The following is a 23277-nucleotide window of genomic DNA, read 5'->3' on the forward strand; positions in this document are numbered from 1 at the left end:
CTACGCAGAAGCGAACTCACGTCGCGTGAACCGCATATGAACAGCTGGTTCGGAAGTCATTCATGAGCGGGGGATTAGGAATCATGCCATCGGGTGACACTGGCCCGATGGCTGGAGTGTATCGTCCCTTCGTCTTCAGCCCGATCTCCGGCCGGCATCGCAGAACCCCTCAAGTTCCGCATGCCGGTCTTTTTTATGGCGAGCTCGAAGACGAGATCCCGCAGCTTGTCAGGCCGACAACACTTTGGCGCGTGCGTTGATCTGGTCGCAGGCACCCCCGAACGGATCGAGCATCGGCACCAGGGGCGAAGCGCCAAGCAAGCTTTTTTCTTTGATTTGACACGGCGATCGCCTATCCGCTTTACTCTGAAGGCGAATCCGCGAAGGACACGATCGATCGACCATGGAACAGGTCCTTTTTTCGACCCCCGATAATCCAGCACCCGAAAACCGCACCGAAGGCTTCTTCGAGACGCATGACGGCCATCGGCTGCGCTATGCCGTCTTCCGCGCCGATGCGCCGGTGGCGAAGGGCACCGTCGTGCTCCTCCAGGGTCGAAACGAATACATCGAGAAGTATTTCGAGACGATCCGTGACCTGACGGCCAAGGGCCTCTGGGTCGCGACCTTCGATCTGCGTGGCCAGGGCGGCTCCGACCGGCTTCTGAAGTGGGGCCAGTATGGCCACGTCCGGCGCTTCGTCGACTACGAGCACGACCTCGACACATTCCTCGAGAAGATCGTGTTGCCGGATACCCGTCTGCCATTCTTCATTCTCGCGCATTCGACCGGCGCGCTGATCGCAATGTCGGCTGCCCCGTACCTCTCGACGCGCATCGAGCGAATGGTCCTGACCGCCCCCTTTATCGGCCTCTCGGGTCAGGCAGCGTCGGAAGGCACGATCCGTGCCCTCGCCGGGGTCGCCTGTTCGCTCGGTCTCGGCTCGTTTCCGCTAACGCGCCGGCTTAAAGAGCTGCCGTTCCGCGACAATCCGCTGACATCGGACGAGACGCGGTTCGAGCGCAACGTCGCCGTAGCAGCGGCTCACCCGGAACTGACCCTTGGTCCCCCGACCGCGCGCTGGCTGCACGACTCCTTCCGGACGATCGATCGCGTGACCTCCCCCAGTCATCTGTTTTCGATCACCATACCGACGGTCGTCATCGCACCGACCCGCGACGCCATCGTGCCCTATATCGCGCAGGAGCGTATCTCACGCTACTTCCGCGCCGCTCAGTTCGTGCCGATCAATGGTGCGCGGCATGAAGTGCTGCAGGAGCGCGATGTCTACCGCAAGGCAGCGCTCGCGGCCTTTCACGCCTTCGTCCCCGGCAGTGACGCCGAGGCCGTCGAGGAAGTCGAAGGATTTGGCACCTAGCCCGGCCCTCCAAGAGACCGTGGCAAATGCCGTCGGATACTATCGATTGAGAATGGCCATCGCCTGTTCGTAGACGGCGCGGCTTCCCGCTGCAATGATCGAGCCGCCGTTTTCCGGGCGCCCGCCATCCCAGGTCGTGATGATCCCGCCGGCATTCTCGATGACGGGAATGATGCCGCCGACATCATACGGCTTCAGGCTGTTTTCGATCACTAGGTCGACGTGACCGGCAGCGAGCAGCGCATAGGCGTAGCAATCCGTGCCATACCGGAAGAGTCTTACCTGGCTTTCGACTTCCCGGTATTTCTCCATCTCGGCGCCGGTAAAGAGATGCGGTGAGGTGGTGAAGAGAATGGCGTTTGCCAGAGCGCCGCAATCGCGGACCTGCAGCCGGCGCTCGCCCTCTGGGCCGCTATAGATGGAACCATTCGGATCCGCGAAGTAGCGTTCCCCGGTAAAGGGCTGCTCGATCATTCCCATGATGGCTCTACCGTCGCGCTGCAGACCGATCAGCGTTCCCCAGACAGGAACACCGGAGATAAAGGCGCGCGTACCATCGATTGGGTCGATCACCCAAACATATTCGCGGTCGAGGCCGACATCGCCGTGCTCTTCACCAAGAATGCCGTGCTCCGGGAAATGCTCCTCGATCAGCGCACGAATGGCGACTTCCGCAGCCCTGTCGCCTTCGGTGACTGGGTCAAAGCCGCTCGACAGCTTGTTGGTCACGTCAAGCCCGGACCGGAAACGCGGTAACGTCTCGGCCTTGGCGGCCTCCGCCAGGCGATTGAAGAACGAGCGATCAGGAAGCATGGTGAAATCCATCGGTGGCGCGCGAGTGGCGCTTTTCATAGCGGAATTGCGGTCAGTTGCAAACGAGAGCAGCAGCTTTTAGCCGGCTGCACAATATTTTTGCACCGCAAAATATTGATTGACAATTGTGCACCGCAATAGTAGCGTTTGCTCACAGTCTTTTGACTGTAAATACCCTCCTTGGGTGTTTCCTCCCTAGACTTAGACCGCCGTGAGGCGGTCTTTTTTTAAGCCATCTCGGAAGACTTACTCGGCAGCCAGGGCAGAGTCGGTCGCAAACTGCGCCACATAGATCGCCATCTGACGCATAAAGGCAGTGATCGCTCCGGCGACCAGGGCAAAGTCGGCGCGCTTCTCCAGCGTGATTTCGTCGACATAAATCGACCGGTTGACTTCTATCTGCAGCGCATGAAGCCCGCGTGACGGCCGGCCGTAGTGCTCGGTGATGAAGCCGCCGGCATAGGGCTTGTTGCGGATCGCCGTGAAGCCCATTTCCTCGAAGATGGCGACGGCCGCCCGCGACAGCTCGGCCGAAGCGCTGGTGCCATAGCGATCGCCGATAATGAAATCCGGCCGCGCATTGGTGCCTGCGACGCGGACATTGCCCGGCATGGAGTGGCAGTCGATCAGTACACCGAAGCCGAACTGGACATGCGTGCGTGCGATCAGCCGCCGCAGCGCCGCATGATACGGCTTATAGACGGCCTCGATGCGATCGAGCCCTTCCTGCACCGACAGCCGACGGGCGTAGATCTCCATGTTCTCGGCAACGATACGGGGAATGGTACCGAGGCCGCCTGCGACGCGCAGCGAATTGATGTTGGCGTAGGGCGGTAGCAGACCGTCGAACATGCGCGGATCGAGTTCGTAGGGCTCACGGTTCACATCCAGGTAGGCGCGCGGAAAGTTGGCGAGCAGGAGCGGCGCCCCGAGCGCGCTCGCATCGGCAAACAGCTCATCGACATAGTGGTCCTCGGAACGACGGATGGAAACGCCTTCGAGCCGCGACTGGGCGATGAATTCGGGCGGATAGATGCGCCCGCTGTGCGGCGAGTTGTAGACGAATGGAATGGCGTGCGACAAAGGCTCCCGGATCTCGAAAAGTGCGTATTCGGGGATTTCGTGCACCCTTTTTCCCTTTTTACCATGCCAGGAGGCGACTGCTTCGCCCATGTTGCCAGTTGCCGCACCGCAAGTCCATACTATCTCATGGGGATGACGGCCCAGACAGCCTCTTCACCGGTTGTTTACTGGCCGACTTCTAGTGTAATTGGCTGGAGCCCCACGCATAAATTACTGATTAGCGGTCTGGATAATGACTCAGAAGATACTTCTTGCAGAAGACGACAACGACATGCGCCGCTTCCTCGTGAAGGCGCTTGAAAAGGCAGGCTACAAGGTCCTCTCTTACGACAACGGTGCCAGCGCCTATGACAGGCTTCGCGAAGAACCCTTCTCGCTACTCCTGACCGATATCGTCATGCCCGAAATGGACGGAATCGAACTGGCGCGCCGCGCGACCGAACTCGATCCGGACCTGAAAGTGATGTTCATCACCGGATTCGCAGCTGTCGCTCTGAACCCTGATTCGAAGGCGCCGAAGGATGCGAAGGTTCTTTCCAAGCCTTTCCACCTCCGCGACCTCGTTGAGGAAGTGAACAAAATGCTTGCCGCGTAAGGCTTCCGGCAGTGCATGTCACAAAACCGAAAAAAGTCTATTGACGACAAAAACGGTTTGTGGTCTATGCGCCGCCATCGGATGGGCGTGTAGCTCAGCGGGAGAGCACTACGTTGACATCGTAGGGGTCACAAGTTCGATCCTTGTCACGCCCACCATTCGAATTCAAAGGCTTAGCGAGAAATCGCTAAGCCTTTTTCGTTTCCGGCTCGAACACTATTTCGCGCGTGCGGCGACAACGCATCGCCGCGTCCCCGGGCTCCGGCATCTGACGCTAGGGGTTGTTGTAAAACGATCCGCCGTCGTACGTGCAGGCGTAGTCGAGGACACATTGCTTGCCGGTCTTGTCCCGGAAACTGGCGGTGGTGCGCGCATAGCCCAGGCCGCATTTGGCAGGCGGATAGCGGAAGCTGCTGCCGCCGAAGCCGGAGCGGACGAACACCTTCTTGTTCTGGCGGATGATCTGCGAGATTTGGCTACAGGTGTAAGCGCGCGCATCGACGTTCAAGGCACCCGCAGAAAGTGCCGTCGATGGCAGCACGAGCGTTACGGCCAACAGCGAAGCATGAACGACGACCTGAATGCAGCCCATCTCACCCTCCCCGGCATGAGCATGGCGGGAAAACAACTATACTCGCTTTCGGCGAACCGGACAAAGCAACTGGTACCGTCAAGCGTGCGGCCGGTTGCGAGGTCGTAGGTGACCCGCGACATGCCAAAACAGTCCGATGTCCCCATATGCAGAGCGCCCGCCAAACCAGCGGGCGCTTCGTTCAGTGGGGCCGGGTGAGCCATATTACATGCACGCTGGTGCGGACTTCATGGCCGCCTCGGCGAGCGCTTTTGTCTTGTAGGCGCTACCGACAGCCATCGCGGCCTTGCCGTCAGGACGCTTCGAAACGATGCTGCATTTGCTGCTGTTCGGAGCATGCTCCACATAATAGTGGCTGCTTGCGGCAAGCGCCGGAGCGACGCCGAAGGCCAGGATAGCAACACTCAGAGCGATTTTCCTGATCATCGCATTCCTCCATCTTAGCTAGACTGGCAATCTCGCTGCCAGACGAGAGTTTAGCTATCGCTCGCGATCACTTTGCCCAAGCGTCATATCACCGCATGCAGGGGACGCCCGTATGGAGTACGACGGGCACTTGGATCTCGCCGGCCATCATTCTGGTTTTCCGCCAATTGCCAGAATGGAAAGTCGAGCCTATCGACCAATTTCGAACACAGAACAATGGCAAGTCGCTACCGACAACAGCACTGCTGAGACACGCACTACGAGGTAAAGACATGAGACTGGCAACTTTGGCCACCGCTTCGCTGCTCGCGGCGACACTGACCACGACAGCAGATGCGGCGTCGCAGAATTTCCCCGGCGCCCCCGGTGCCCTGACGCTCGCCGGCAAATGCGCCAAGCTCGTCGTCGGCAAGGTCGACGCGACGAAGGGTTGTGAAAGCGAACTTGCAAGCGTGACACTTGTGAATGGCCAAGTCACCTTCATCTTCACCTCGGGCGGCAAGATGCTGGGCTTTCAAGGCGATGGCACGGCCATCAAGCCTGCTTCGAACGGCAACGCCCGCATGCCGCTCAACCTCGTGGTGACCGGCGTCGGCCAGAAGCTGACAGGTCAGGTAAAGGTTGCCGGCACCTGCACGATGGGCAACCCGTACGGCGGCAAGCCGGTTGACATCGAATGCACGGCCGAAAGCAAGGACACGGCCTTTACGGGCAGCTTCCGCACCAACGGCAAGGCGCCGAAGCAGAAATAGGCGACCGTTTGTTGTTTTAGGTTAGGCTCAGGCACACCAGGCGCCACTCGCGCCCGGTTTGCGGGCCAAGCCCTCGTTGATCATCTGCACACCGATCGACCGACCGTCCCGCGACACGACATGCGGGGCGCCTGCCTTTCCGGGCTGCCCAGCCGGGTTCAACGAGAAGGATCCGGCGTTCAAAATGCTCAGGAGCCGCAGCTTGGCAGCAAAGCCCAGCCGTTTCTCATTGTCGCAGCGAGCCGTCTCGATACCTGGCGTCACGACGTCGGCAATGGCGATCTTCTCGCCCTTGTACCAGAACGTGTCTCCATCGGCGACGCAGTTGATATGCTCTCCCTGCCCGCAATAGCCAAACGCAGCCTTGCCGGTCTGTTCCTGCGCAGGCGAGACGGAAACAGGTACAGGCTTCTCCGGGACGACGGGTGCCTTGGCCGGAATGGGCACGGCAGCAGGCGGCGTCAGGCGTGCCGCGGTTATCGAAGCGGTCTGCCGGGGGCTGGTGTCGCGCTCGGGTTCGTTCCGTGCGACCGTGGCCGGCCGAGCGAATGTCGCTACTGGCGCATGCGCCGCCAGCATCGGTTTCACGCTTTTCCAGTTGTCGTATAGCGCAATACCGCCAACGGCGAGAACACCGATGATTGTCCAGGGGAGCGCGCTTCCGCCTCCTCTTGCCTTCGATCGTGCTGATGATTTGCGGCGGCGTGTCGCGGTCTTTGCCATCTGTCCGATTCCCCTGAATGCGCCGATTATCGCCGGGTAATCCTTTCCGAAACGTTGGCGACCAAGCATTTTGGCGCGGCTGCGGCAAGGCATGTTCGAAAGAGGTCGACCATCTTCCTGGAAATCCAGCATGGGCAGGACGGGACCGGCGCTGCCCCGATGCCGGTTCTCATCGATCGTCGGGCAGCCAGCCATAGCGCAGGTGTCAGGGCGCAGGTGTCAGGCGCGAGCCGGCGAGGTCCTCTCCGACGAAGAGCGCATTGGCGAGGCGCAACGAGAGCTCGGCGAAGCTGCGATCTCGCTTCTTTCCGGGTCGACCTGTGTATCAGCGGCGGCGCGAAGCGCCTGCCATTCGATCTCGTGCTTGATGGCAATGTCGTGCGGCACCAAAACTGCTTTCATCTTTTCTCACCGATTGTCGCGAATATGAAGTGGATTGCAGTGGCGGCAGATCAACGACGTGGCTTGGCAAGCGTGGAATCGTCTTCCGCGGCCGGCTTCGGCCCGCCTTTCGAAAGATCGCCGCCAGTGACATGAGCGGGAACGTGAACGTCTTCAAAAACGCCATGCGGCAGCGTCAGGTCGACGTGATGCGGCGGCAGCACCTGCGCCTTCTGCATTCGGTTGGGACGCGCCCGCTTCATACGGTCGGACTTTTCCGTGCGTTTGTCGGGGATGTGGGTCGAGGGGTGCATCGTCGGCCTCCTGTTCATGCGCATATGACGGGTGAAGGTGTAACGATGGCGACGCCGGATAGTTCCCAAGAAAACAACAGAGCGCGCCGCGTCGATCTTGACTGGCGTGGTAAGTTCACTACCTTCGCTCTATCCATCGGCCTCGGACATCGGCCGATGGGTCAACCTGGTGCCGGGCCCCTCTGGCGAGAGTTTTTACGGCGCTCTCGTGATGTCGGTACCGCCTGCAGCTTAAGCCGGCGGATTTTTCATCGATGAAAAAGCTCACCATGCCTCACGCGCATGCCCTTTGTGGTATGCCGCGTTTTTCACGCACATATTCTCTGTTCGAAACCGTTCGTGGCTGCGAGGTGCAGCCATGACCAACAGTTCCCAGCAAAAACCGACGCTCAGCTATTTCCGCTGGGCTTTCATAGTCACCATCCTCGGCCTGATCCTGGGCGCAGCCCTCGGCTGGCAGACGACAGGCACGATCGGCGGCATGGCGACCGTCTTCTTCATCTGCACGGTACTTGCCGTGCTGGAAATCTCACTCTCTTTCGACAATGCCATCGTCAATGCCAACAAGCTCAAGGAAATGACGCCGGTCTGGCAGCATCGCTTCCTGACCTGGGGCATCGTCATTGCCGTCTTCGGCATGCGTATCGTCTTCCCGTTGGCGATCGTCGCGATCGCCGCCAAAATCGGCCCATTGGAAGCACTGGTGCTCGCGGCCCGGGAACCTGCGGAATACGCCCGCATCATGAACGACGCCCATCTGCCGATCGCAGCCTTCGGCGGCACGTTTCTGATGATGGTCGGCCTCAACTACTTCTTCAATCACGAGAAGGACGTCCACTGGATATCAGGGCTTGAAAAGCTGATGGCCCGCTCGGCCACGATCAAGGGCATCGAGATCGCCTTCGTTCTGGCGCTGGTCCTGGTGTTCTCGTCGTTCCTCGGCGAAGAAGAAGCCACGACCTTCGTGCATTGCGCCATCTATGGCCTTCTGACCTTCCTGGCGGTTGAGGTGATCGGCGGTCTGCTCGATGCTTCGCAGCAGACGATGAGCGCTGCTGCCAAGGGCGGTCTCGGTGCCTTCATCTATCTGGAAGTGCTGGATGCCAGCTTCTCCTTCGACGGCGTCATCGGTGCCTTCGCGCTGACGCAGAACCTCTTCGTCATCGCCATCGGCCTCGGCATCGGCGCCATGTACGTGCGCTCGATGACGATCATGCTTGTCGAAAAGGGAACGCTTGCCGAATACCGCTACCTCGAGCACGGCGCCTTCTACGCGATCCTGATCCTCTCGGTGATCATGTACGTGCAGACCATGTACCATATTCCCGAGGTCATCACCGGCCTTGGCGGCGCGGCCCTGATCGGCATCTCGCTCTGGTCTTCCATCCGCTACAACAGGAAGGAGCAGGCGCAAGAGCGCGCCGAGGCGCACAAGGAACTGCACGCCTGATCCCTGCAAGCCGCATCGACCGATGCTGCTTCATCACGGCAAAAATAAAGCCCGCGACCATCCGGTTGCGGGCTGTTTCGTATCCGGCGATCGCGGATCGCCAAAACCGCGCCTAGGCGTTTAGTGGTTGATTCTACCGAACATGCTCGGATCGATACCGAGCTCGCGCAGATCGCGTGCCTTCGGGCGGCGGCCAGCTTCGACAGCGACGCTCGCAGCATTCGCAGCACTGATCATCGCAAAGGCGCGGCCAAGGAAACCATCGCGGATGGACTTACGGAAGGACATTTCTTTCTCGCTTTGCTTTATGATTGACTGCTCATATGTGCGCTTCCCCATGCGTTGCGACAAGCGATGGAACTTCAGCCCTGCCATGCAAAAACACGAGATCAGAATAGACGCACGACAGGCAGCCACCCACGAGCGGCGTCTGCGCACTCGGGCGGGGTCTGGAAATGCATGTTCCGATCATGCTTCCCGATATTTGAGAGCGCCTACTTGGCGATCACGCAAGCGCTACCGTATGAACTCAGCAAAACGAGCCACAGTACGGAGCCGTGGCGTGATCACAAGGATTGGAGGATATGCTGTTGACAGAACCGTTCGTGATCAGACGTGCCGAGTTATCGGAGGCCGAAGCCTTGGCGCAATTTGCGGCGCACCTATTTCGCGATACCTACTATAAAGACACAACGGCGCCCGACATCGACGCTCATATCGAGAGGAATTTCAGCGTCGGACATCAGGCCGCGGAGATCAGCGATCCCTCCGCCGCGGTGTTTCTGGCGACATTTGATGACCGCATCATCGGATACGCGCACGTCATTTTCGACTCGGTCGATCATCGGTCGGCCTTTCTCAATCGCATTTATGTCCACGCCGGTTGGAGAGGCCGTGGATTGGCGACCGAGCTCTTGGAGACGGTTCTGAGCGAGGCTAGGCAACGCGGCGAAACCCGTTTGGAGTTGACTGTATTCGAGCAAAACGCCCGGGCGATCGCGTTTTACAAAAGAGCCGGATTCGCAGTGACCGGTAACACGGCATTTACCGTCGGTCAGGACGTCCAGACCGACCTCGTGATGGCGATAGACCTGGTCGAGGGTCTCGACACCTAACGGCACAACTACGCGAGCAAGACGCCTGATGTGGTGCCGTGTCCGCCACCGGAGCGTCTCGCGGGCCTGAACGAAAAGGCCGGCGATGTGTCCATCGCCGGCCGCAATTGAGGGGTTCGGGGCAGTCTTTTTCTTTTAATCCTCGTTTGCCGCAAGCTGCGACAGAACCTCGCCGCGCCCGCGCAACCGCAGGATCAGCGGAATGATGAAGGCGGCGGCGGCAACAATCAGCAGGCCGGCAGCGATCGGCGACATCACCAGCGTCGTCACATCACCCTGGCTGATCGCAAGTGCGCGGCGCAGCTGCTGCTCGGCCAGTGGGCCAAGGATGAGGCCGACGACCGCGGGCGCGATCGGATAGCCGAAAAGCCGCATGATGTAGCCGAGGACACCGAAGGCGAGCAGCATGCCGAGTTCGAACACCGAGGGGTTGGCGCCGATCGTGCCGAGCGTCGCAAACAGCAGGATGCCGGCATAGAGCCATGGCTTCGGGATCGTCAGCAGGCGCACCCAGAGACCGATCAGCGGCAGGTTGAGCACCAGGAGCATCGCATTGGCGATCAGCAGGCTGGCAATCAGGCCCCAGACGATCTGTGGGTTGTTCGCAAATAACAGGGGGCCGGGCTGCAGACCGTATTGTTGGAAGCCGGCGAGCATGATCGCCGCCGTTGCCGAAGTCGGCAGGCCGAGTGTCAGGAGCGGAACGAGCGTACCGGCAGCCGATGCGTTGTTCGCGGCCTCTGGACCGGCCACACCCTCAATCGCGCCACGGCCGAATTCCTCGGGATTCTTGCTCAGCCGTTTCTCGGTGGCATAGGAGAGGAATGTTCCGATCTCTGCGCCGCCGGCCGGCATTGCACCGATCGGGAAACCAATGAGGGTGCCACGCAGCCACGCTTTCCAGGAACGCGCCCAGTCCTGTGCCGTCATCCACAACGAACCCTTGACCGCCTCGACGGTCTCCTCGCCCCGATTGCCCTGAGCGGCAATATAGAGTGTCTCGCCAATAGCAAACATCGCAACCGCCAGCGTCGTGACCTCGACACCGTCGAGCAGATCCGGAACGCCGAAGGAAAGACGCGCCTGGCCGGTCTGCAGGTCGATACCGATCATTGCAAGCGCAAAGCCGATGAAGAGCGAGGTGAGCCCCCTCAGCGCCGAGTCCCCGAAAGCAGAGGAAACCGTGACGAAGGCAAGAATCATCAGTGCAAAATACTCGCGGGGGCCAAAGACGAGAGCGAGTTTGACGATATAGGGGGCGATGAAGGCCAGTCCGAGCGTGGCGATGAGACCCGCCACGAACGAGCCGATCGCCGCTGTCGCTAGCGCGGGACCGCCCCTGCCCGCCCGGGCCATCTTGTTGCCCTCCAATGCGGTAACGATCGAGGAGCTCTCGCCCGGCGTGTTGAGAAGGATCGAGGTCGTCGAACCACCATACATTCCGCCATAGTAGATGCCGGCGAACATGATGAGCGATCCGCCCGGATCGAGCTTGTAGGTGACCGGCAGCAGGAGTGCGACCGTCAGCGCCGGACCGATGCCCGGTAGAACGCCGACGGCCGTTCCAAGCGTTACGCCGATCAACGCGTAAAGCAGGTTCATCGGCTGCATGGCGACCAGGACGCCCTGAAGGAGGAGTTCGAAAGTGTTCATGGGCATTCGTTCCTAGAAGAAGAGCCTCTCCAGCAGACCGGCAGGCAACAAGAGCTGCAGAAGCTGCGAGAAGATGACCCAGACGACGAAGCTGAGGGCGATACCGGCAGGCAACGATAGCCAAAGCTTGCGCAGTCCGAAGCCACGCGCCGTGAGTGCGAAGAGAACGCCGGTGGCAATCGAAAAGCCGGCCGTCTTCAGGAGCAGCATTTGCCCTGCAAGGCCGGCGACGACCCATATGACCGGCGCGATTTCCTGATGCTCACGTTCGGGAAAATCGCCATGCCAGGCTTCGAACGCCGTCCAGATCCCAAGTGCGATCAGGCCGAGCGCAACCGCCGTCGGAACGGTCGCAGGACCGATGCGCGCGTATTGCGCGACCGCCTTCATGTGAGAAACGTCCCAGAGCATGACCGCGGCCACGGCGAAAAGACAGAGGGCAATGATCAGCGCCGCCCAGTCGGGGCGGCGCTTCGTTGCCAGGGGTTCGTTACCCTCGCTCATTTAACAAGTCCGATCTCTTTGAGGATGCCTTCAGTCGCAGCAACATCCTTTTCGAGCTGCGCCTTGAAGGCGTCGCCGGCGAGGTAGGTATCGGCCCAACCCTTGGTCTTCAGGACTTCCTGCCAGCCGGCGGACTTCGAGACCTTGTCGAAGTCAGCGGTGATCGCTGCGGTCTGTTCGGCCGAAAGCCCTGGAGCGGCAGCCACCATACGCCAGTTCTGCACGGCGACATCGAGTCCGGATTCCTTCAGCGTCGGCGCATCGACGCCCTCGATGCGGTGATCGCTTGACACGGCAAGCAGGCGCAGCTGGCCGGCTTTGACCTGCGATTCAAACTCGCCGTAACCAGAAATGCCCGCCGTCACCTGTCCGCCGAGAATGGCAGCCAGTGCTTCGCCGCCGCCGGAAAAAGCAACATAGTTGATCTTCGTCGGATCGACCCCGGCTGCCTTCGCGATCAGGCCGACCGCGATGTGGTCGGTGCCGCCGGCCGAGCCGCCACCCCAGGAAACGGCACCCGGATCCTGCTTCAGCTTTGCGACGAGATCGGCCATCGTCTTGATGTCGGATGAAGCCGGAACGACGATCGCCTCGTATTCGCCCGTGAGACGGGCGATCGGCGTGACGTCTTTGAGGGTAACCGGCGACTGGTTCGTCAGGATCGCGCCGACCATGACATAGCCGCCAACGATCAGTGCGTTAGGGTTGCCGCTGTTCTGACCGGCAAACTGGGCGAGACCAATGGTGCCGCCGGCGCCTGGAACGTTCTGAACCTGAATGTTGCCTGAGATGCCTTCCTTCTGCATGACGGTCTGCAGCGAGCGAGCAGTCTGATCCCAACCGCCGCCAGGAGCGGCCGGCGCCATGATGGTGTAGTCGGCGGCATAGGCCGGCAACGCGATCGCGGCCGCGAAAATGCTTGCAAGAAGAGTATGCTTCACGAGTGTGTCCTCCGTGGGCACGGCTGAGAAACCGCGCATTGTTCTCGATGGAATCGGGAAGAACACCGCAGACGGACATAGGTCCGGTATGGCCGGCAAGCTCTTCCCGAAACTTCACCTCTCCGCCTCCACGGAGCTGAAGTTCTACAAAGCGGACCACGATAAGCTGTCATTTAGCTGACATCCGCGGAGTATCCACCCCGAAGGACACTTTTTTGCCGCAATTGCACTCGGCGAAAAACTTCGACCGCTGCGGGAACTTGTCTGCCATCGCCGCGTTTAGCGAGATAAGGAGGATTGGGCCATGAGTTCTCACATCGATACCAAGCAAATCGAACATGAGGGCTTACGACAAGTGTGGAGCGTGCGTGAATTTGCGCGTCGCCACCGGTTGGACAAGAAGGAGGAGAAGCGGCTCCTCGTGCTTTTCGGATCGTTCGCGACGAAGCAGGAATTGCTGTCGAACGCCCAGCGGCCCTGCCTTTTCCGGTAACTACCACGATTTTTATTGTGTCCGCAGGACCTCGTTCCAGTGCGCGATCAACCTCGCGCGCTTCACCTGATCCAGGTAGACCATCAGTCCGGGGCTGACGGGGACCGGCCGCAATTGCGCGCCCAGCAGCTCCTGCATCGTGTTGGCTGTGTTCTCACCGGCGACCTCAGGGCTGACAGCCGGAATTTGCAGCTCGCGCGCCATGATCGTCTGCCCCTCCTTCGACATGAAGAAGGAGAGGTAGCGGCGCCCGAGTTCCGGCTCGCCCGCCGCCTGCGGCACGAGGCCAATGCGCGACATCACGACGGTATAGTCCTTTGGCAGGACAATCCCCACATCCGGCTGGCGTTTGGCCCAATCGGCGGCATAGGAGCCGAGGATGTTGTAGCCGAGAACGAAACGGCCGTCGGACACGCGCTCCAGAATGGCCGAGCTGGTCGAATAGAGCTTGACCCCGGCTGCGCCCATGGCGCCGATGACGGACCAGATATCCCCGAACTGCTCCTGGTCACGCGCCATGAACAGGAAGCCGACGCCGGAACGTTCGATGTCGTAGGTGCCGATCCGGCCATGGACCGCATCGCCCTTGCGCTTGAGGTAATCGACGAATTCGGCGCGCGAACTCGGCGGCGGCTCCTTCACGAAACTCGGCCTGTGATAGACGAAAACCGCCGGCTCGAAGGTCAGTGCATAGGCGGTATTGCGCCAGTTGGCCCATTTCGGCCAGCGGGCGCTCATCGGCAGGTTGCTGACCTGCGCGTAACCGTCGTTGGAGAGCTTCACCTGCAGGTCCATCGCCGAGGAAAAGGCGAAATCGGCGGTGCGCTTGCCGGCATCGGTCTCGCGCACGATGCGGTCGTAGATTTCCCCGGTCAGCATGTCCTCGTACTTGACCGCCACATCGGGATTGGCCTTCTGAAATCCGCGGATCATCGGCTGTGCCAGGGGCTCATCGAGCGATGAATAGACAACCAGCGTCGGAGCTTCGGCACTGCCGGAACGCGCAGGATAAAACACCTCGTCCGCTGTCGCCAATGCGGGACAGAGAGACACCAACAGGAAAAGAACACTCCTCATTGCACGACAATGCACCAGCAGCCGCGATCCAGCAAGTCGAGCGCGCCAGTCCCGTTTCCGGCCACAGCGGCTGGTACGCTGCCAAACCGAAAAATCGCTATGACATCGGCCTCACCGCCCTGTATCCTTTTCAAAAATCAAGGGAACATCCGTGCGCATTCTACTGGTGGAGGACAATATCGCGCTGGCCGACGGGCTTTCGGCGATCCTGCGCGGCACCGGCCATGCCGTTGACGTCGTGCATGACGGTGCCTCGGCCAATGCTGTGACGGCGGCTGAGAATTTCGATCTCGTCGTGCTCGACCTGAACCTGCCGGAGATGGACGGCCTCGAAGTGCTGCGCGGCATGCGGGGCCGGCAGAACCAATCGGCCGTCCTCATCCTGACGGCGCGCGGCGCACCAGAGGAGCGGGTGAAGGGCCTTGATCTCGGCGCCGATGACTACCTCATCAAGCCCTTTGACATTTCTGAGTTCGAGGCGCGCGTGCGCGTCCTCCTGCGCCGCCAGGCCGGGCTGCATTCGGCGACTGTCAGTTTCGGCGGCCTCTCGCTCGATCTCAATTCACGCGCTTTCTCCGCAGGCTCGACGCCGCTCGACATCCCCGCCCGCGAGCTTGGCCTTCTGGAAATCCTCTTCATGCGCGCCGGCAAGGTCGTCGCCAAGGAGGCAATCATCCAGTCGCTGACGGCCTTCGACGACGACATTTCGGCCAATGCCATCGAGCAGTATGTCAGCCGCCTCAGAAAACGCCTGTCGCCCTACGGCCTGACGGTGAAGACCGCGCGCGGCATCGGCTACTATCTCGACAAGCTGCCCGAGGCCTCATGACGACGGCCTATTCGCTCCGACGAAGGCTCCTGTTCTGGCTGCTGATCTCGACTGCCATCATCGGCATGGTCGCGCTCGCGGACACCTATCGGGAAGCCGTGCAGACCTCCAACATCGTCTCGGACCGCGTGCTGGCAGGCTCGGCGCTCGCCATCGCCGAACGCGTCGTCGTGGCCGAAGACGGCACGCTCGAGGTCGATATCCCCTATGTGGCGCTTGAAATGCTGACCTCGGCCGCGCAGGACCGGGTCTTCTATCGCGTCGACGGACCGCCGGGGAAATTCATCACCGGCTACCAGGCGCTGCCCGTGCTTGCGGAAACCGTCGGCGACACCGCCGCCTTTGCCGACGACACCTTTCGCGGCGAACCGATCCGGGTGGCGACACTGAAACGCTCAGCCTCGACCGGCATCCGCTCGGTCCCCTTCGCCGTCACCGTCGCGGAGACTACGATTGCCCGCCGCCAACTGGCCCGCGCCATCCTCTTCCGCTCCGCACTCCGCCTCTCCTTCATGATCGCGGGCGCCGCCGTCATTGTCTGGATCTCGGTCACCGTGGCCCTCCGCCCGCTCTACAAGCTGCGCGATGCGATCGGCGAGCGGAGCCCCGACGACCTCCACCCGATCGAACAATCCGTGCCAAGCGAGGTCCAACCGCTGGTCGATACGGTGAACGGCTTCATGGTGCGTCTGGAATCGGCGCTGGATGCGCTTCGCAACTTCACCGGCAACGCCAGCCACCAGCTGCGCACGCCGCTTGCGATCATCCGCACGCAGCTCGCGCTGTCGGCCCGATCAGACACACTGGCAGAAGCGCAGGGCTCCGCCCTGAAGGGTGATCAGGCCGTCGCCCATGCCGAACGCATTCTCGCGCAATTGCTACTGATGGCGAAGATCGATGCGGCAACAGCGAAGGAGGCGCTGACCGCCTCCTCGATCGACCTGACGGCCATCGCCCAGGACATCACCGGGGAGCTCATCCCGGCGGCCGCCGAGGCGGGCATCGATCTCGGTTTCGAAGGCAACCGCCCTGCCTTCATCCGCGCCGAGCCGCTGCTGATCGGCGAGCTGTTGCGCAACCTTGCCGGAAACGCCATCGCCTATGCCGGCAAGGGTGCGGAGGTGACGGTGCGGATAGCTGAAACGGATGAGGCCGTCCGCCTCGAAGTCGAGGACAATGGGCCGGGCATTCCAGCGGAGAAGCTGGCCGCCGTGCGGCGACGCTTTTCACGCGGCAGCGATTCGGGTGCGCCGGGGGCCGGGCTCGGCCTGCCGATTGTCGAAGAGATCGCTGGTCTCTTCAACGCGGCGCTGACGCTGGAGCCCGGCATGGACGGTAGAGGCCTCAAAGCCTCCGTGACCTTTACGAAGGTTGCGTAAAGGCTTAGCCGGCTTGGCCAAACCGCCTTGCATTCTTTCGCTGCATTGCACACACTGCCACCCGGGAACAGCAAATGCCGTCAACGATACGGCAGCGGACAAGGCAATACATGTCGATCAAAGCCAGCATCTATCATCTGACGCATTACAAATACGACAAGCCGGTCCGCCTCGGACCCCAGATCATCCGCCTCAAGCCCGCTTCGCATTCGAAGACGCGGGTGATCAGCCATTCGCTGAAGGTCTCGCCGTCGAACCATTTCGTGAACCTGCAGCAGGATCCCTACGGCAATTACCTTGCCCGCTACGTCTTCCCCGACCCGGTGACCGAGTTCAAGATCGAGGTCGATCTCGTCGCCGACATGACGGTCTACAATCCCTTCGATTTCTTCATCGAGGAGAGCGCCGAAATGTGGCCCTTCTCCTATCCCGAGGAGATCAGGGACGACCTGAAGATCTACATGCTGCCGCAGCTGGTGGAGCCGGCGCTGGCAGCCTATCTCTCAGGCATAGACCGCACCCCGATGCGCACCACCGATTTCATCGTCGGTCTCAATGCCCGGCTGAAGAACGACGTCGAGTACGTCATCCGCATGGAGCCCGGCGTGCAGACGCCGGAAGAGACGCTGAAGCTGGCGCTCGGCTCCTGTCGCGATTCGAGCTGGCTGCTGGTCGAGATCCTCCGCAATCTCGGCTTCGCCGCCCGCTTCGTCTCCGGCTATCTCATCCAGTTGACGCCCGATCTGAAAGCGCTCGACGGTCCCTCCGGCACCGAGGTCGATTTCACCGACCTCCACGCCTGGTGCGAGGTCTATATCCCCGGCGCCGGCTGGATCGGCCTCGACCCGACCTCCGGCCTATTGACCGGCGAAAGCCACATCCCGCTCGCCGCCACCCCGCACCATCGCAACGCCGCCCCCATCTCCGGCGCCCTCTACGGCCACGCCAACACCGAATTCGCCTTCGACATGAAGGTCGCGCGCGTCGCGGAGCACCCGCGCATCACCAAGCCTTTTTCCGATGACAGCTGGCACGAGCTCAACGAACTCGGCCTCAAGGTCGACCGCATCCTTGAGGCCGAGGATGTCAGGCTCACCATGGGCGGCGAGCCGACCTTCGTCTCCATCGACGACTTCGAATCCGAGGAGTGGAACACCGCAGCCGTCGGCCCGACCAAGCGCGAGAAGGCCGACGTGCTGATCCGTAAGCTACGCGAACGCTTCGCGCCCGGCGGCTTCCTGCATTACGGTCAGGGCAAGTGGTATCCGGGCGAAAGCCTGCCGCGCTGGACCTTCTCGCTGTACTGGCGCAAGGACGGCAAGCCGATCTGGCGGAATCCGGATCTGATCGCCGATGAGGGCAAGGACACCGGCGTAAAGGCCGACGATGCTGCCAACCTGTTGAATGCCATCGCCCGGGAACTGGCGATCGAAACGGACATGGTGCTGCCCGCCTATGAGGATCCGGCCGAATGGATCCTCAAGGAAGGAAGCCTGCCAGATAATGTCGATCCCTCGAACTCGAAGCTGAAGGACCCGGAAGAGCGCAGCCGCATCGCCCGCGTCTTCGAACGCGGCCTGACGGTACCAACAGGCTATATCCTCCCCGTCCAGGCCTGGAACGCCAGGGCATCCGGCAAGCGCTGGGTCAGCGAGCGGTGGAAGACCCGCCGCGGCAAGATCTTCCTCGTGCCCGGCGACAGTCCCGTCGGCTACCGCCTGCCGCTCGGCACCCTGCCCTACGTGCCGCCGGCGCGCTTTCCCTATATCCACCCGGCCGACCCCTCCATCCCGCGCAGGCCCCTGCCCGATGTCTTCGTGCCATCAGGCCGCGCCATGCCGGAAGCCTCGCGCCACCGCGACGAGACCGGCCAGGACCGCGTCGAGCAGACCATTGGCGAAATCGGCGGCGCCGTGCGCACCGCAATCTCGGTCGAGCCGCGCGACGGCCGGCTTTGCGTCTTCATGCCCCCGGTCGAGCGCATCGAGGATTATCTCGAGCTGATCGCGGCGGCCGAAAACGCCGCCGCCGAACTCGGCCTGCCCGTCCATATCGAAGGCTATTCGCCGCCGCAGGACGAGCGCATCAACGTCATCCGCGTCGCCCCCGACCCCGGCGTCATCGAGGTCAACATCCATCCCGCCTCCAACTGGCAGGACTGCGTCGCGATCACCACGGCTGTCTACGAAGAGGCGCGCCAGTCGCGGCTCGGCGCCGACAAGTTCATGATCGACGGGCGCCACACCGGCACTGGCGGCGGCAACCACGTGGTCGTCGGCGGCGCCAATCCCGGCGACAGCCCGTTCCTGCGCCGTCCCGATCTGTTGAAGAGCCTGGTGCTGCACTGGCAGCGCCATCCGTCGCTCTCCTACATGTTTTCAGGCATGTTCATCGGCCCGACCAGCCAGGCGCCACGCATCGACGAGGCTCGCCACGACAGCCTCTACGAGCTGGAAACGGCGCTCGCCCAGATCCCCGCACCGGGCCGGGGCCTAACACCGCTGCCGTGGATCACCGACCGCCTGTTCCGCAATCTCCTGATCGACGTCACCGGCAACACCCACCGCGCCGAGATTTGCATCGACAAGCTGTTCTCGCCCGACGGCCCGACCGGTCGCTTGGGACTTGTCGAGTTCCGCGGCTTCGAGATGCCGCCGAATTCGCGCATGTCGCTCGCCCAGCAATTGCTGGTCCGCGCCCTCATCGCCCGCTTCTGGCAGAACCCGGCCGACGGCCGCTTCGTGCGCTGGGGCACGACCCTGCACGACCGTTTCATGCTGCCGCACTTCGTCTGGCACGACTTCCTCGACGTGCTCGCCGATCTCAAGCAGAACGGCTTCGGCCTCAGCCCGGAATGGTTCAAGGCGCAGCTCGAATTCCGCTTCCCCTTCTGCGGCGAAGTCGAATACGAGGGCTCCAAGCTGGAGCTTCGCCAGGCGCTGGAACCCTGGAACGTCATGGGCGAAGAAGGTGCGATCGGCGGCACCGTGCGCTATGTCGACAGCTCCGTCGAGCGCCTGCAGGTGCGGCTCGAGACCAGTAACGCCTCCCGCTACACCGTCACCTGCAACGGCCGCACCGTGCCGTTGACGCCGACGGGAACGGCGGGCGTCTCGGTCGCCGGCGTCCGCTTCAAGGCATGGCAGCCGGCGTCGGGATTGCACCCGCTTCTGCCGGTCAACACGCCGCTGACCTTCGACATTTATGATACATGGTCGAAGCGTTCGATCGGCGGCTGCATCTATCATGTTGCCCATCCGGGCGGGCGTAACTATGACACCTTCCCGGTCAATGGTAACGAAGCGGAAGCAAGGCGTCTGGCGCGATTCGAGCCGTGGGGGCATACATCGGGCGGCTATATCCCGCGCACGGAGACAGCTTCGCCGGAATTCCCGCTGACGCTCGATCTTCGCAGGCCGGTGGGAATCTAGACGTTAGGGCGAAATGGGCAAAAAACCGACGGCAGAACTGAGGGAAGCACCACGCAACCGCACCGGCAACGATGCGGTGCTCAGCTACGCCCCGCTGCCTGGCGTGGCCGACGAAATGGTCGATACCAACGGCGCCATCCGTCCGGTCTGGCAGCGTTTCTTCGCGCATCTGAGCGGCATGCCCGAAAAGGACCTGACCGAGCGCTTCGCTCGCGCCGATCGCTATCTCCGCGATGCCGGCGTGTTTTATCGCGCCTATGGCAGCACCGGCAGCGCCGAGCGCTCCTGGCCGCTTTCGCATGTGCCCGTCCTGATCCACGCCCGCGAATGGGAAGCGCTGTCGGCCGGCCTCGTACAGCGCGCCGACCTGCTTGAGGCGATTGTTGCCGACATCTACGGTCAGAACCGGCTGGTCGCAGACGGCGTCCTGCCACCCGCACTCATCGCCGCCAATCCGGAGTACCAGCGTCCACTCGTTGGCGTCACTCCCGCGGGCGGTCATTATCTGCATTTCTGCGCCTTCGAGATCGGCCGCGGCCCGGACGGCAACTGGTGGGTGCTGGCCGACCGCACCCAGGCTCCGTCGGGCGCTGGTTTCGCGCTCGAGAACCGCGTCGCAACGACCCGCGCCTTCTCCGACATCTATGCCGAGACCCCGGTTCATCGCCTGGCCTCCTTCTTCGGCGCCTTCCGTGACGCGCTGCAAGGCATGAAGCACAGCGGCGACGACCGCATCGCCGTCCTGACCCCCGGCCCCGCCAACGAGACCTATTACGAACACGCCTATATCGCCCGCTACCTCGGCTTCATGCTGCTCGAGGGCGAGGACCTGACGGTCGTCAACGGCAAGGTGATGGTGCGCACCGTTTCGGGCCTGAAGCCGATGACCGTTCTCTGGCGCCGCCTCGATTCCGCCTATGCCGACCCGCTCGAACTGAACCAGAATTCGCACATCGGCACGCCCGGCCTCGTGGAAGCATTGCGCGCCGAAAGCGTCACCATCGTCAACGCGCTCGGCAGCGGCATCATCGAGACCCGCGCGCTTCTCGCCTTCATGCCGACCATCTGTCGCCGCCTGTTCGGCGAAGAACTGAAGCTCCCCTCGATCGCGACCTGGTGGTGCGGCCAGAAAGGCGAGCGCGAACATGTCGCAAAGAACATCGGGAAGATGGTGATCGGCCCGGCTTATTCGCGCGCGCCCTTCTTCGATGACAGCGGTGAATCCGTGCTCGGCTCGAGCCTGCGCGCCACCGCCAAAGACTCGATCGCCGACTGGCTGAATTCCGACGGCACAAAGCTCGTCGGCCAGGAAGTCGTGACGCTTTCGACAACGCCCGCCTGGATCGACGGCAAGCTGACGCCACGGCCGATGTCGCTGCGCGTCTTCGCGGCTCGCACGGCCAATGGCTGGCAGATCATGCCCGGCGGCTTTGCCCGCATCGGCGGCAGCGACGACGTGGCGGCCATCGCCATGCAGTCTGGCGGTGCGGCCGCCGACGTCTGGATTGTCAGCGACAAGCCGGTGGAGCGGCACACGCTGCTGCCGGCCGAAGGCAGCTTCACCCGCAACATGCCGGGCAGCCTGCCGAGCCGCGCCGCCGACAACCTCTTCTGGCTTGGCCGCTACATCGAACGCGCCGAAGGGGCACTGCGCATCCTGCGCGCCTGGCACGCCCGCTTCGCCGAGGCCGCCGATCCGAGCCAGCCGCTACTGGCCGACGTGACGGCCTATCTGACAGCCGTCGATATCGACACCAAGGACGCGGTGCCGGACACGCTGCTGCGCAACATCGACAGCGCCGTCTATTCCGCCAGCAACATCCGCGACCGCTTTTCACCCGACGGTTGGCTGGCGCTGACCGATCTCGCCAAGACGGCGCGGCGTTTCCACGCGACGGTCTCACCGGGCGACGACGCAAGCCATGCGATGACGATCCTGCTGCGCAAGCTCGCGGGTTTCGCAGGTCTGGTGCACGAAAATATGTATCGCTTCATGGGCTGGCGGTTCCTGTCGCTCGGCCGCCATATCGAGCGCGGCCTGCACATGACGCGGCTGCTCGGCCACATGTCGGGACCGGACGCCCCCGACGGCGCGCTCGACATGCTGCTGGAGATCGGCGACAGCGTCATGACCCATCGCCGTCGCTACAACGTCAACACTGCCCGCCTGACGGTCACCGATCTTCTGGCGCTAGATCCACTCAACCCGCGCTCGATCCTCTTCCAGATGAACGAGATCCATCGCGAGGTGGAGCAATTGCCGAACGCGCTCGTCAACGGCCAGATGTCGCCCTTCTACCGCGAAGCAATGCGGCTCCACGCAGGTCTTGCGGTGATGACGCCGGAGACGATGAGCGTCGATGTCTATCGCCGTCTCGAACGCGAGTTGGAACAACTGTCCGACCTTCTTGCCCAAACATATCTCGGGTGACTCAGGTGCTCTACGATCTCTCCCTGCACATGGGCTACATCTACGACACCCCGGCCTCCGGTGCCCGCCACATCATGCGGCTGATGCCATTGTCTCTGCCAGATCGTCAGCGGCTGATCGCCGGCTCCATCAAGGTTTCGCCAACGCCGGACGAACAGGCCCACTTTGTGGATTTCTTCGAGCATCCCGCGACTTCCTTCATGTTGCGCGCGCCGCACGAAAAGCTTGATATCCGCATGCAGGCCCGCGTGCAGGTGGAGAGCCATTCGATCGCGGCGGATTTTTCGCCAGTGCTTGCGAAGTTGCCGGATGAGATTGCTGGCGTCTGGTCGCTGAAGCCCGATGCCCCGCACCACTTTCTCGGCAACAGCCCTCGCCTGCTGGAAACGCGCGCCATTTCGGACTATGCGAAGGCCTGCGCCGAAGCGTCATTGACCGTGCTGCAGATCGCCACTGCGCTTTGCGCGAAAATCCACCGGGATTTCAAGTACGATGCCGAAGCGACGACCGTCGATACGACGCCGCTTGAGGCCTTCCAGTTGAAGAGCGGCGTCTGCCAGGACTTCGCCCATGTCATGATCCTTGCACTCCGCAGTCTCGGCATTCCGGCGGGCTATGTCTCCGGCTTCCTGCGCACCATCCCGCCGCCCGGCAAGGAACGGCTGGAGGGCGCCGACGCCATGCACGCCTGGGTCAGGGTCTGGTGCGGCGAAACGATCGGTTGGGTCGAACTCGACCCGACGAACAACATCCCGGCCGGCACCGACCACATCGTCGTCGCCTATGGCCGCGACTACGCCGACGTCGCCCCGGTCATCGGTGTCTTGAAGAGCTACGGCGGCCAACGCGCCGTCCAGGCGGTAGACGTCGTCCCGCTGGGGTGAACATTCTATAGCTGCATCAATGTCAAAAATCCC

At 62.1% G+C, this 23277-nt stretch carries 23 protein-coding genes and 1 tRNA gene; 12 read left to right on the top strand and 12 right to left on the bottom strand.

The genetic code is table 11. From position 1 onward, the window contains the following. Positions 1-403 precede the first annotated feature (403 nt). Positions 404-1378: an alpha/beta hydrolase gene (locus tag ATY80_RS08845; protein ID WP_088692074.1), complete on the top strand. Its 975-nt coding sequence runs from the start codon at positions 404-406 to the stop codon at positions 1376-1378. 39 nt (positions 1379-1417) lie between these two features. On the opposite strand, the gene hisN is transcribed toward ATY80_RS08845, so the two are convergent. Beyond that, positions 1418-2191 (bottom strand): histidinol-phosphatase, encoded by a 774-nt coding sequence (gene hisN, locus ATY80_RS08850; RefSeq protein ID WP_088692218.1) that lies wholly within the window; start codon positions 2189-2191, stop codon positions 1418-1420. Between the two features lie 246 nt (positions 2192-2437). Further along, positions 2438-3319: an N-formylglutamate amidohydrolase gene (locus ATY80_RS08855; RefSeq protein WP_088692219.1), complete on the bottom strand. Its 882-nt coding sequence runs from the start codon at positions 3317-3319 to the stop codon at positions 2438-2440. Positions 3320-3506: 187 nt separating this feature from the next. On the opposite strand from ATY80_RS08855, the gene cpdR1 reads away from it, so the two are divergent. Beyond that, complete coding sequence (gene cpdR1, locus ATY80_RS08860) at positions 3507-3869, top strand: response regulator CpdR1 (RefSeq protein ID WP_007527565.1); 363 nt, start codon at positions 3507-3509, stop codon at positions 3867-3869. Positions 3870-3952: 83 nt separating this feature from the next. Beyond that, positions 3953-4027 (top strand) — tRNA-Val (locus ATY80_RS08865). A 116-nt stretch (positions 4028-4143) separates the two neighbouring features. Here the strand turns inward: ATY80_RS08865 and ATY80_RS08870 are convergent. Continuing rightward, positions 4144-4461: a hypothetical protein gene (locus tag ATY80_RS08870; RefSeq protein ID WP_088692075.1), complete on the bottom strand. Its 318-nt coding sequence runs from the start codon at positions 4459-4461 to the stop codon at positions 4144-4146. 204 nt (positions 4462-4665) lie between these two features. Beyond that, positions 4666-4887 (bottom strand): hypothetical protein, encoded by a 222-nt coding sequence (locus ATY80_RS08875; RefSeq protein WP_088692076.1) that lies wholly within the window; start codon positions 4885-4887, stop codon positions 4666-4668. A 272-nt stretch (positions 4888-5159) separates the two neighbouring features. Here ATY80_RS08875 and ATY80_RS08880 point away from each other — a divergent pair, with 272 nt between their 5' ends. Further along, positions 5160-5639 carry a hypothetical protein gene (locus ATY80_RS08880; protein WP_088692077.1) on the top strand — a complete coding sequence of 160 codons (480 nt, stop codon included), beginning with the start codon at positions 5160-5162 and terminating at the stop codon, positions 5637-5639. A gap of 27 nt (positions 5640-5666) precedes the next feature. Here the strand turns inward: ATY80_RS08880 and ATY80_RS08885 are convergent, their stop codons facing one another. The 3 genes from ATY80_RS08885 to ATY80_RS08895 form a co-directional block, all read right to left on the bottom strand. Beyond that, positions 5667-6362 carry a hypothetical protein gene (locus tag ATY80_RS08885; protein WP_088692220.1) on the bottom strand — a complete coding sequence of 232 codons (696 nt, stop codon included), beginning with the start codon at positions 6360-6362 and terminating at the stop codon, positions 5667-5669. Positions 6363-6581: 219 nt separating this feature from the next. Continuing rightward, complete coding sequence (locus tag ATY80_RS08890) at positions 6582-6764, bottom strand: hypothetical protein (RefSeq protein WP_088692078.1); 183 nt, start codon at positions 6762-6764, stop codon at positions 6582-6584. Positions 6765-6814: 50 nt separating this feature from the next. Beyond that, complete coding sequence (locus ATY80_RS08895) at positions 6815-7057, bottom strand: hypothetical protein (protein ID WP_088692079.1); 243 nt, start codon at positions 7055-7057, stop codon at positions 6815-6817. A gap of 358 nt (positions 7058-7415) precedes the next feature. On the opposite strand from ATY80_RS08895, the gene ATY80_RS08900 reads away from it, so the two are divergent. Beyond that, positions 7416-8507, top strand: coding sequence for a DUF475 domain-containing protein (locus tag ATY80_RS08900; RefSeq protein ID WP_088692080.1), 1092 nt, complete (start codon positions 7416-7418; stop codon positions 8505-8507). A 120-nt stretch (positions 8508-8627) separates the two neighbouring features. Here ATY80_RS08900 and ATY80_RS28885 read toward each other — a convergent pair whose 3' ends face one another. Continuing rightward, positions 8628-8795 (bottom strand): hypothetical protein, encoded by a 168-nt coding sequence (locus ATY80_RS28885; protein ID WP_088692221.1) that lies wholly within the window; start codon positions 8793-8795, stop codon positions 8628-8630. A gap of 296 nt (positions 8796-9091) precedes the next feature. On the opposite strand from ATY80_RS28885, the gene ATY80_RS08910 reads away from it, so the two are divergent. After that, a complete protein-coding gene (locus ATY80_RS08910) occupies positions 9092-9622 on the top strand; it encodes a GNAT family N-acetyltransferase (protein ID WP_189637112.1) in 531 nt (176 codons plus the stop codon). A 135-nt stretch (positions 9623-9757) separates the two neighbouring features. On the opposite strand, the gene ATY80_RS08915 is transcribed toward ATY80_RS08910, so the two are convergent. The 3 genes from ATY80_RS08915 to ATY80_RS08925 are packed head-to-tail and all read right to left on the bottom strand — an operon-like array spanning position 9758 to position 12720. Continuing rightward, on the bottom strand, positions 9758-11275 hold the full coding sequence (locus ATY80_RS08915) for a tripartite tricarboxylate transporter permease (protein ID WP_088692082.1): 1518 nt from the start codon (positions 11273-11275) through the stop codon (positions 9758-9760). Positions 11276-11287: 12 nt separating this feature from the next. Further along, the gene (locus ATY80_RS08920) at positions 11288-11779 is read right to left on the bottom strand and encodes a tripartite tricarboxylate transporter TctB family protein (RefSeq protein WP_088692083.1); all 492 of its coding nucleotides are present in this window, start codon (positions 11777-11779) and stop codon (positions 11288-11290) included. Then, entirely contained in the window at positions 11776-12720 is a 945-nt protein-coding gene (locus tag ATY80_RS08925; RefSeq protein WP_088692222.1) for a tripartite tricarboxylate transporter substrate binding protein, read from the bottom strand. The genes ATY80_RS08920 and ATY80_RS08925 overlap by 4 nt, the downstream gene beginning before the upstream one ends. A 304-nt stretch (positions 12721-13024) precedes the next feature. Between ATY80_RS08925 and ATY80_RS08930 the strand changes: the two genes are divergently transcribed. Next, positions 13025-13213, top strand: coding sequence for a hypothetical protein (locus ATY80_RS08930; protein WP_088692084.1), 189 nt, complete (start codon positions 13025-13027; stop codon positions 13211-13213). Between the two features lie 12 nt (positions 13214-13225). Here ATY80_RS08930 and ATY80_RS08935 read toward each other — a convergent pair whose 3' ends face one another. Further along, positions 13226-14290: an ABC transporter substrate-binding protein gene (locus ATY80_RS08935; RefSeq protein ID WP_088692085.1), complete on the bottom strand. Its 1065-nt coding sequence runs from the start codon at positions 14288-14290 to the stop codon at positions 13226-13228. A gap of 151 nt (positions 14291-14441) precedes the next feature. Between ATY80_RS08935 and ATY80_RS08940 the strand changes: the two genes are divergently transcribed. The 5 genes from ATY80_RS08940 to ATY80_RS08960 all read left to right on the top strand — a co-directional run bounded on the left by ATY80_RS08940 (position 14442) and on the right by ATY80_RS08960 (position 23244). Next, positions 14442-15119, top strand: coding sequence for a response regulator transcription factor (locus ATY80_RS08940; RefSeq protein ID WP_088692086.1), 678 nt, complete (start codon positions 14442-14444; stop codon positions 15117-15119). Beyond that, entirely contained in the window at positions 15116-16498 is a 1383-nt protein-coding gene (locus ATY80_RS08945) for a sensor histidine kinase (RefSeq protein WP_088692087.1), read from the top strand. Before ATY80_RS08940 ends, ATY80_RS08945 begins: the two co-directional genes overlap by 4 nt. A 110-nt stretch (positions 16499-16608) precedes the next feature. Continuing rightward, on the top strand, positions 16609-19929 hold the full coding sequence (locus tag ATY80_RS08950; protein WP_088692088.1) for a transglutaminase family protein: 3321 nt from the start codon (positions 16609-16611) through the stop codon (positions 19927-19929). 13 nt (positions 19930-19942) lie between these two features. Beyond that, on the top strand, positions 19943-22360 hold the full coding sequence (locus ATY80_RS08955; protein WP_088692089.1) for a circularly permuted type 2 ATP-grasp protein: 2418 nt from the start codon (positions 19943-19945) through the stop codon (positions 22358-22360). Beyond that, on the top strand, positions 22357-23244 hold the full coding sequence (locus tag ATY80_RS08960; RefSeq protein ID WP_088692090.1) for a transglutaminase family protein: 888 nt from the start codon (positions 22357-22359) through the stop codon (positions 23242-23244). Before ATY80_RS08955 ends, ATY80_RS08960 begins: the two co-directional genes overlap by 4 nt. The last annotated feature ends 33 nt before the right edge of the window (positions 23245-23277 follow it).

Origin of the sequence: Rhizobium sp. R711 (assembly GCF_002211365.1) — a bacterium.
In the GTDB taxonomy this organism is placed as follows: Bacteria; Pseudomonadota; Alphaproteobacteria; order Rhizobiales; family Rhizobiaceae; genus Rhizobium.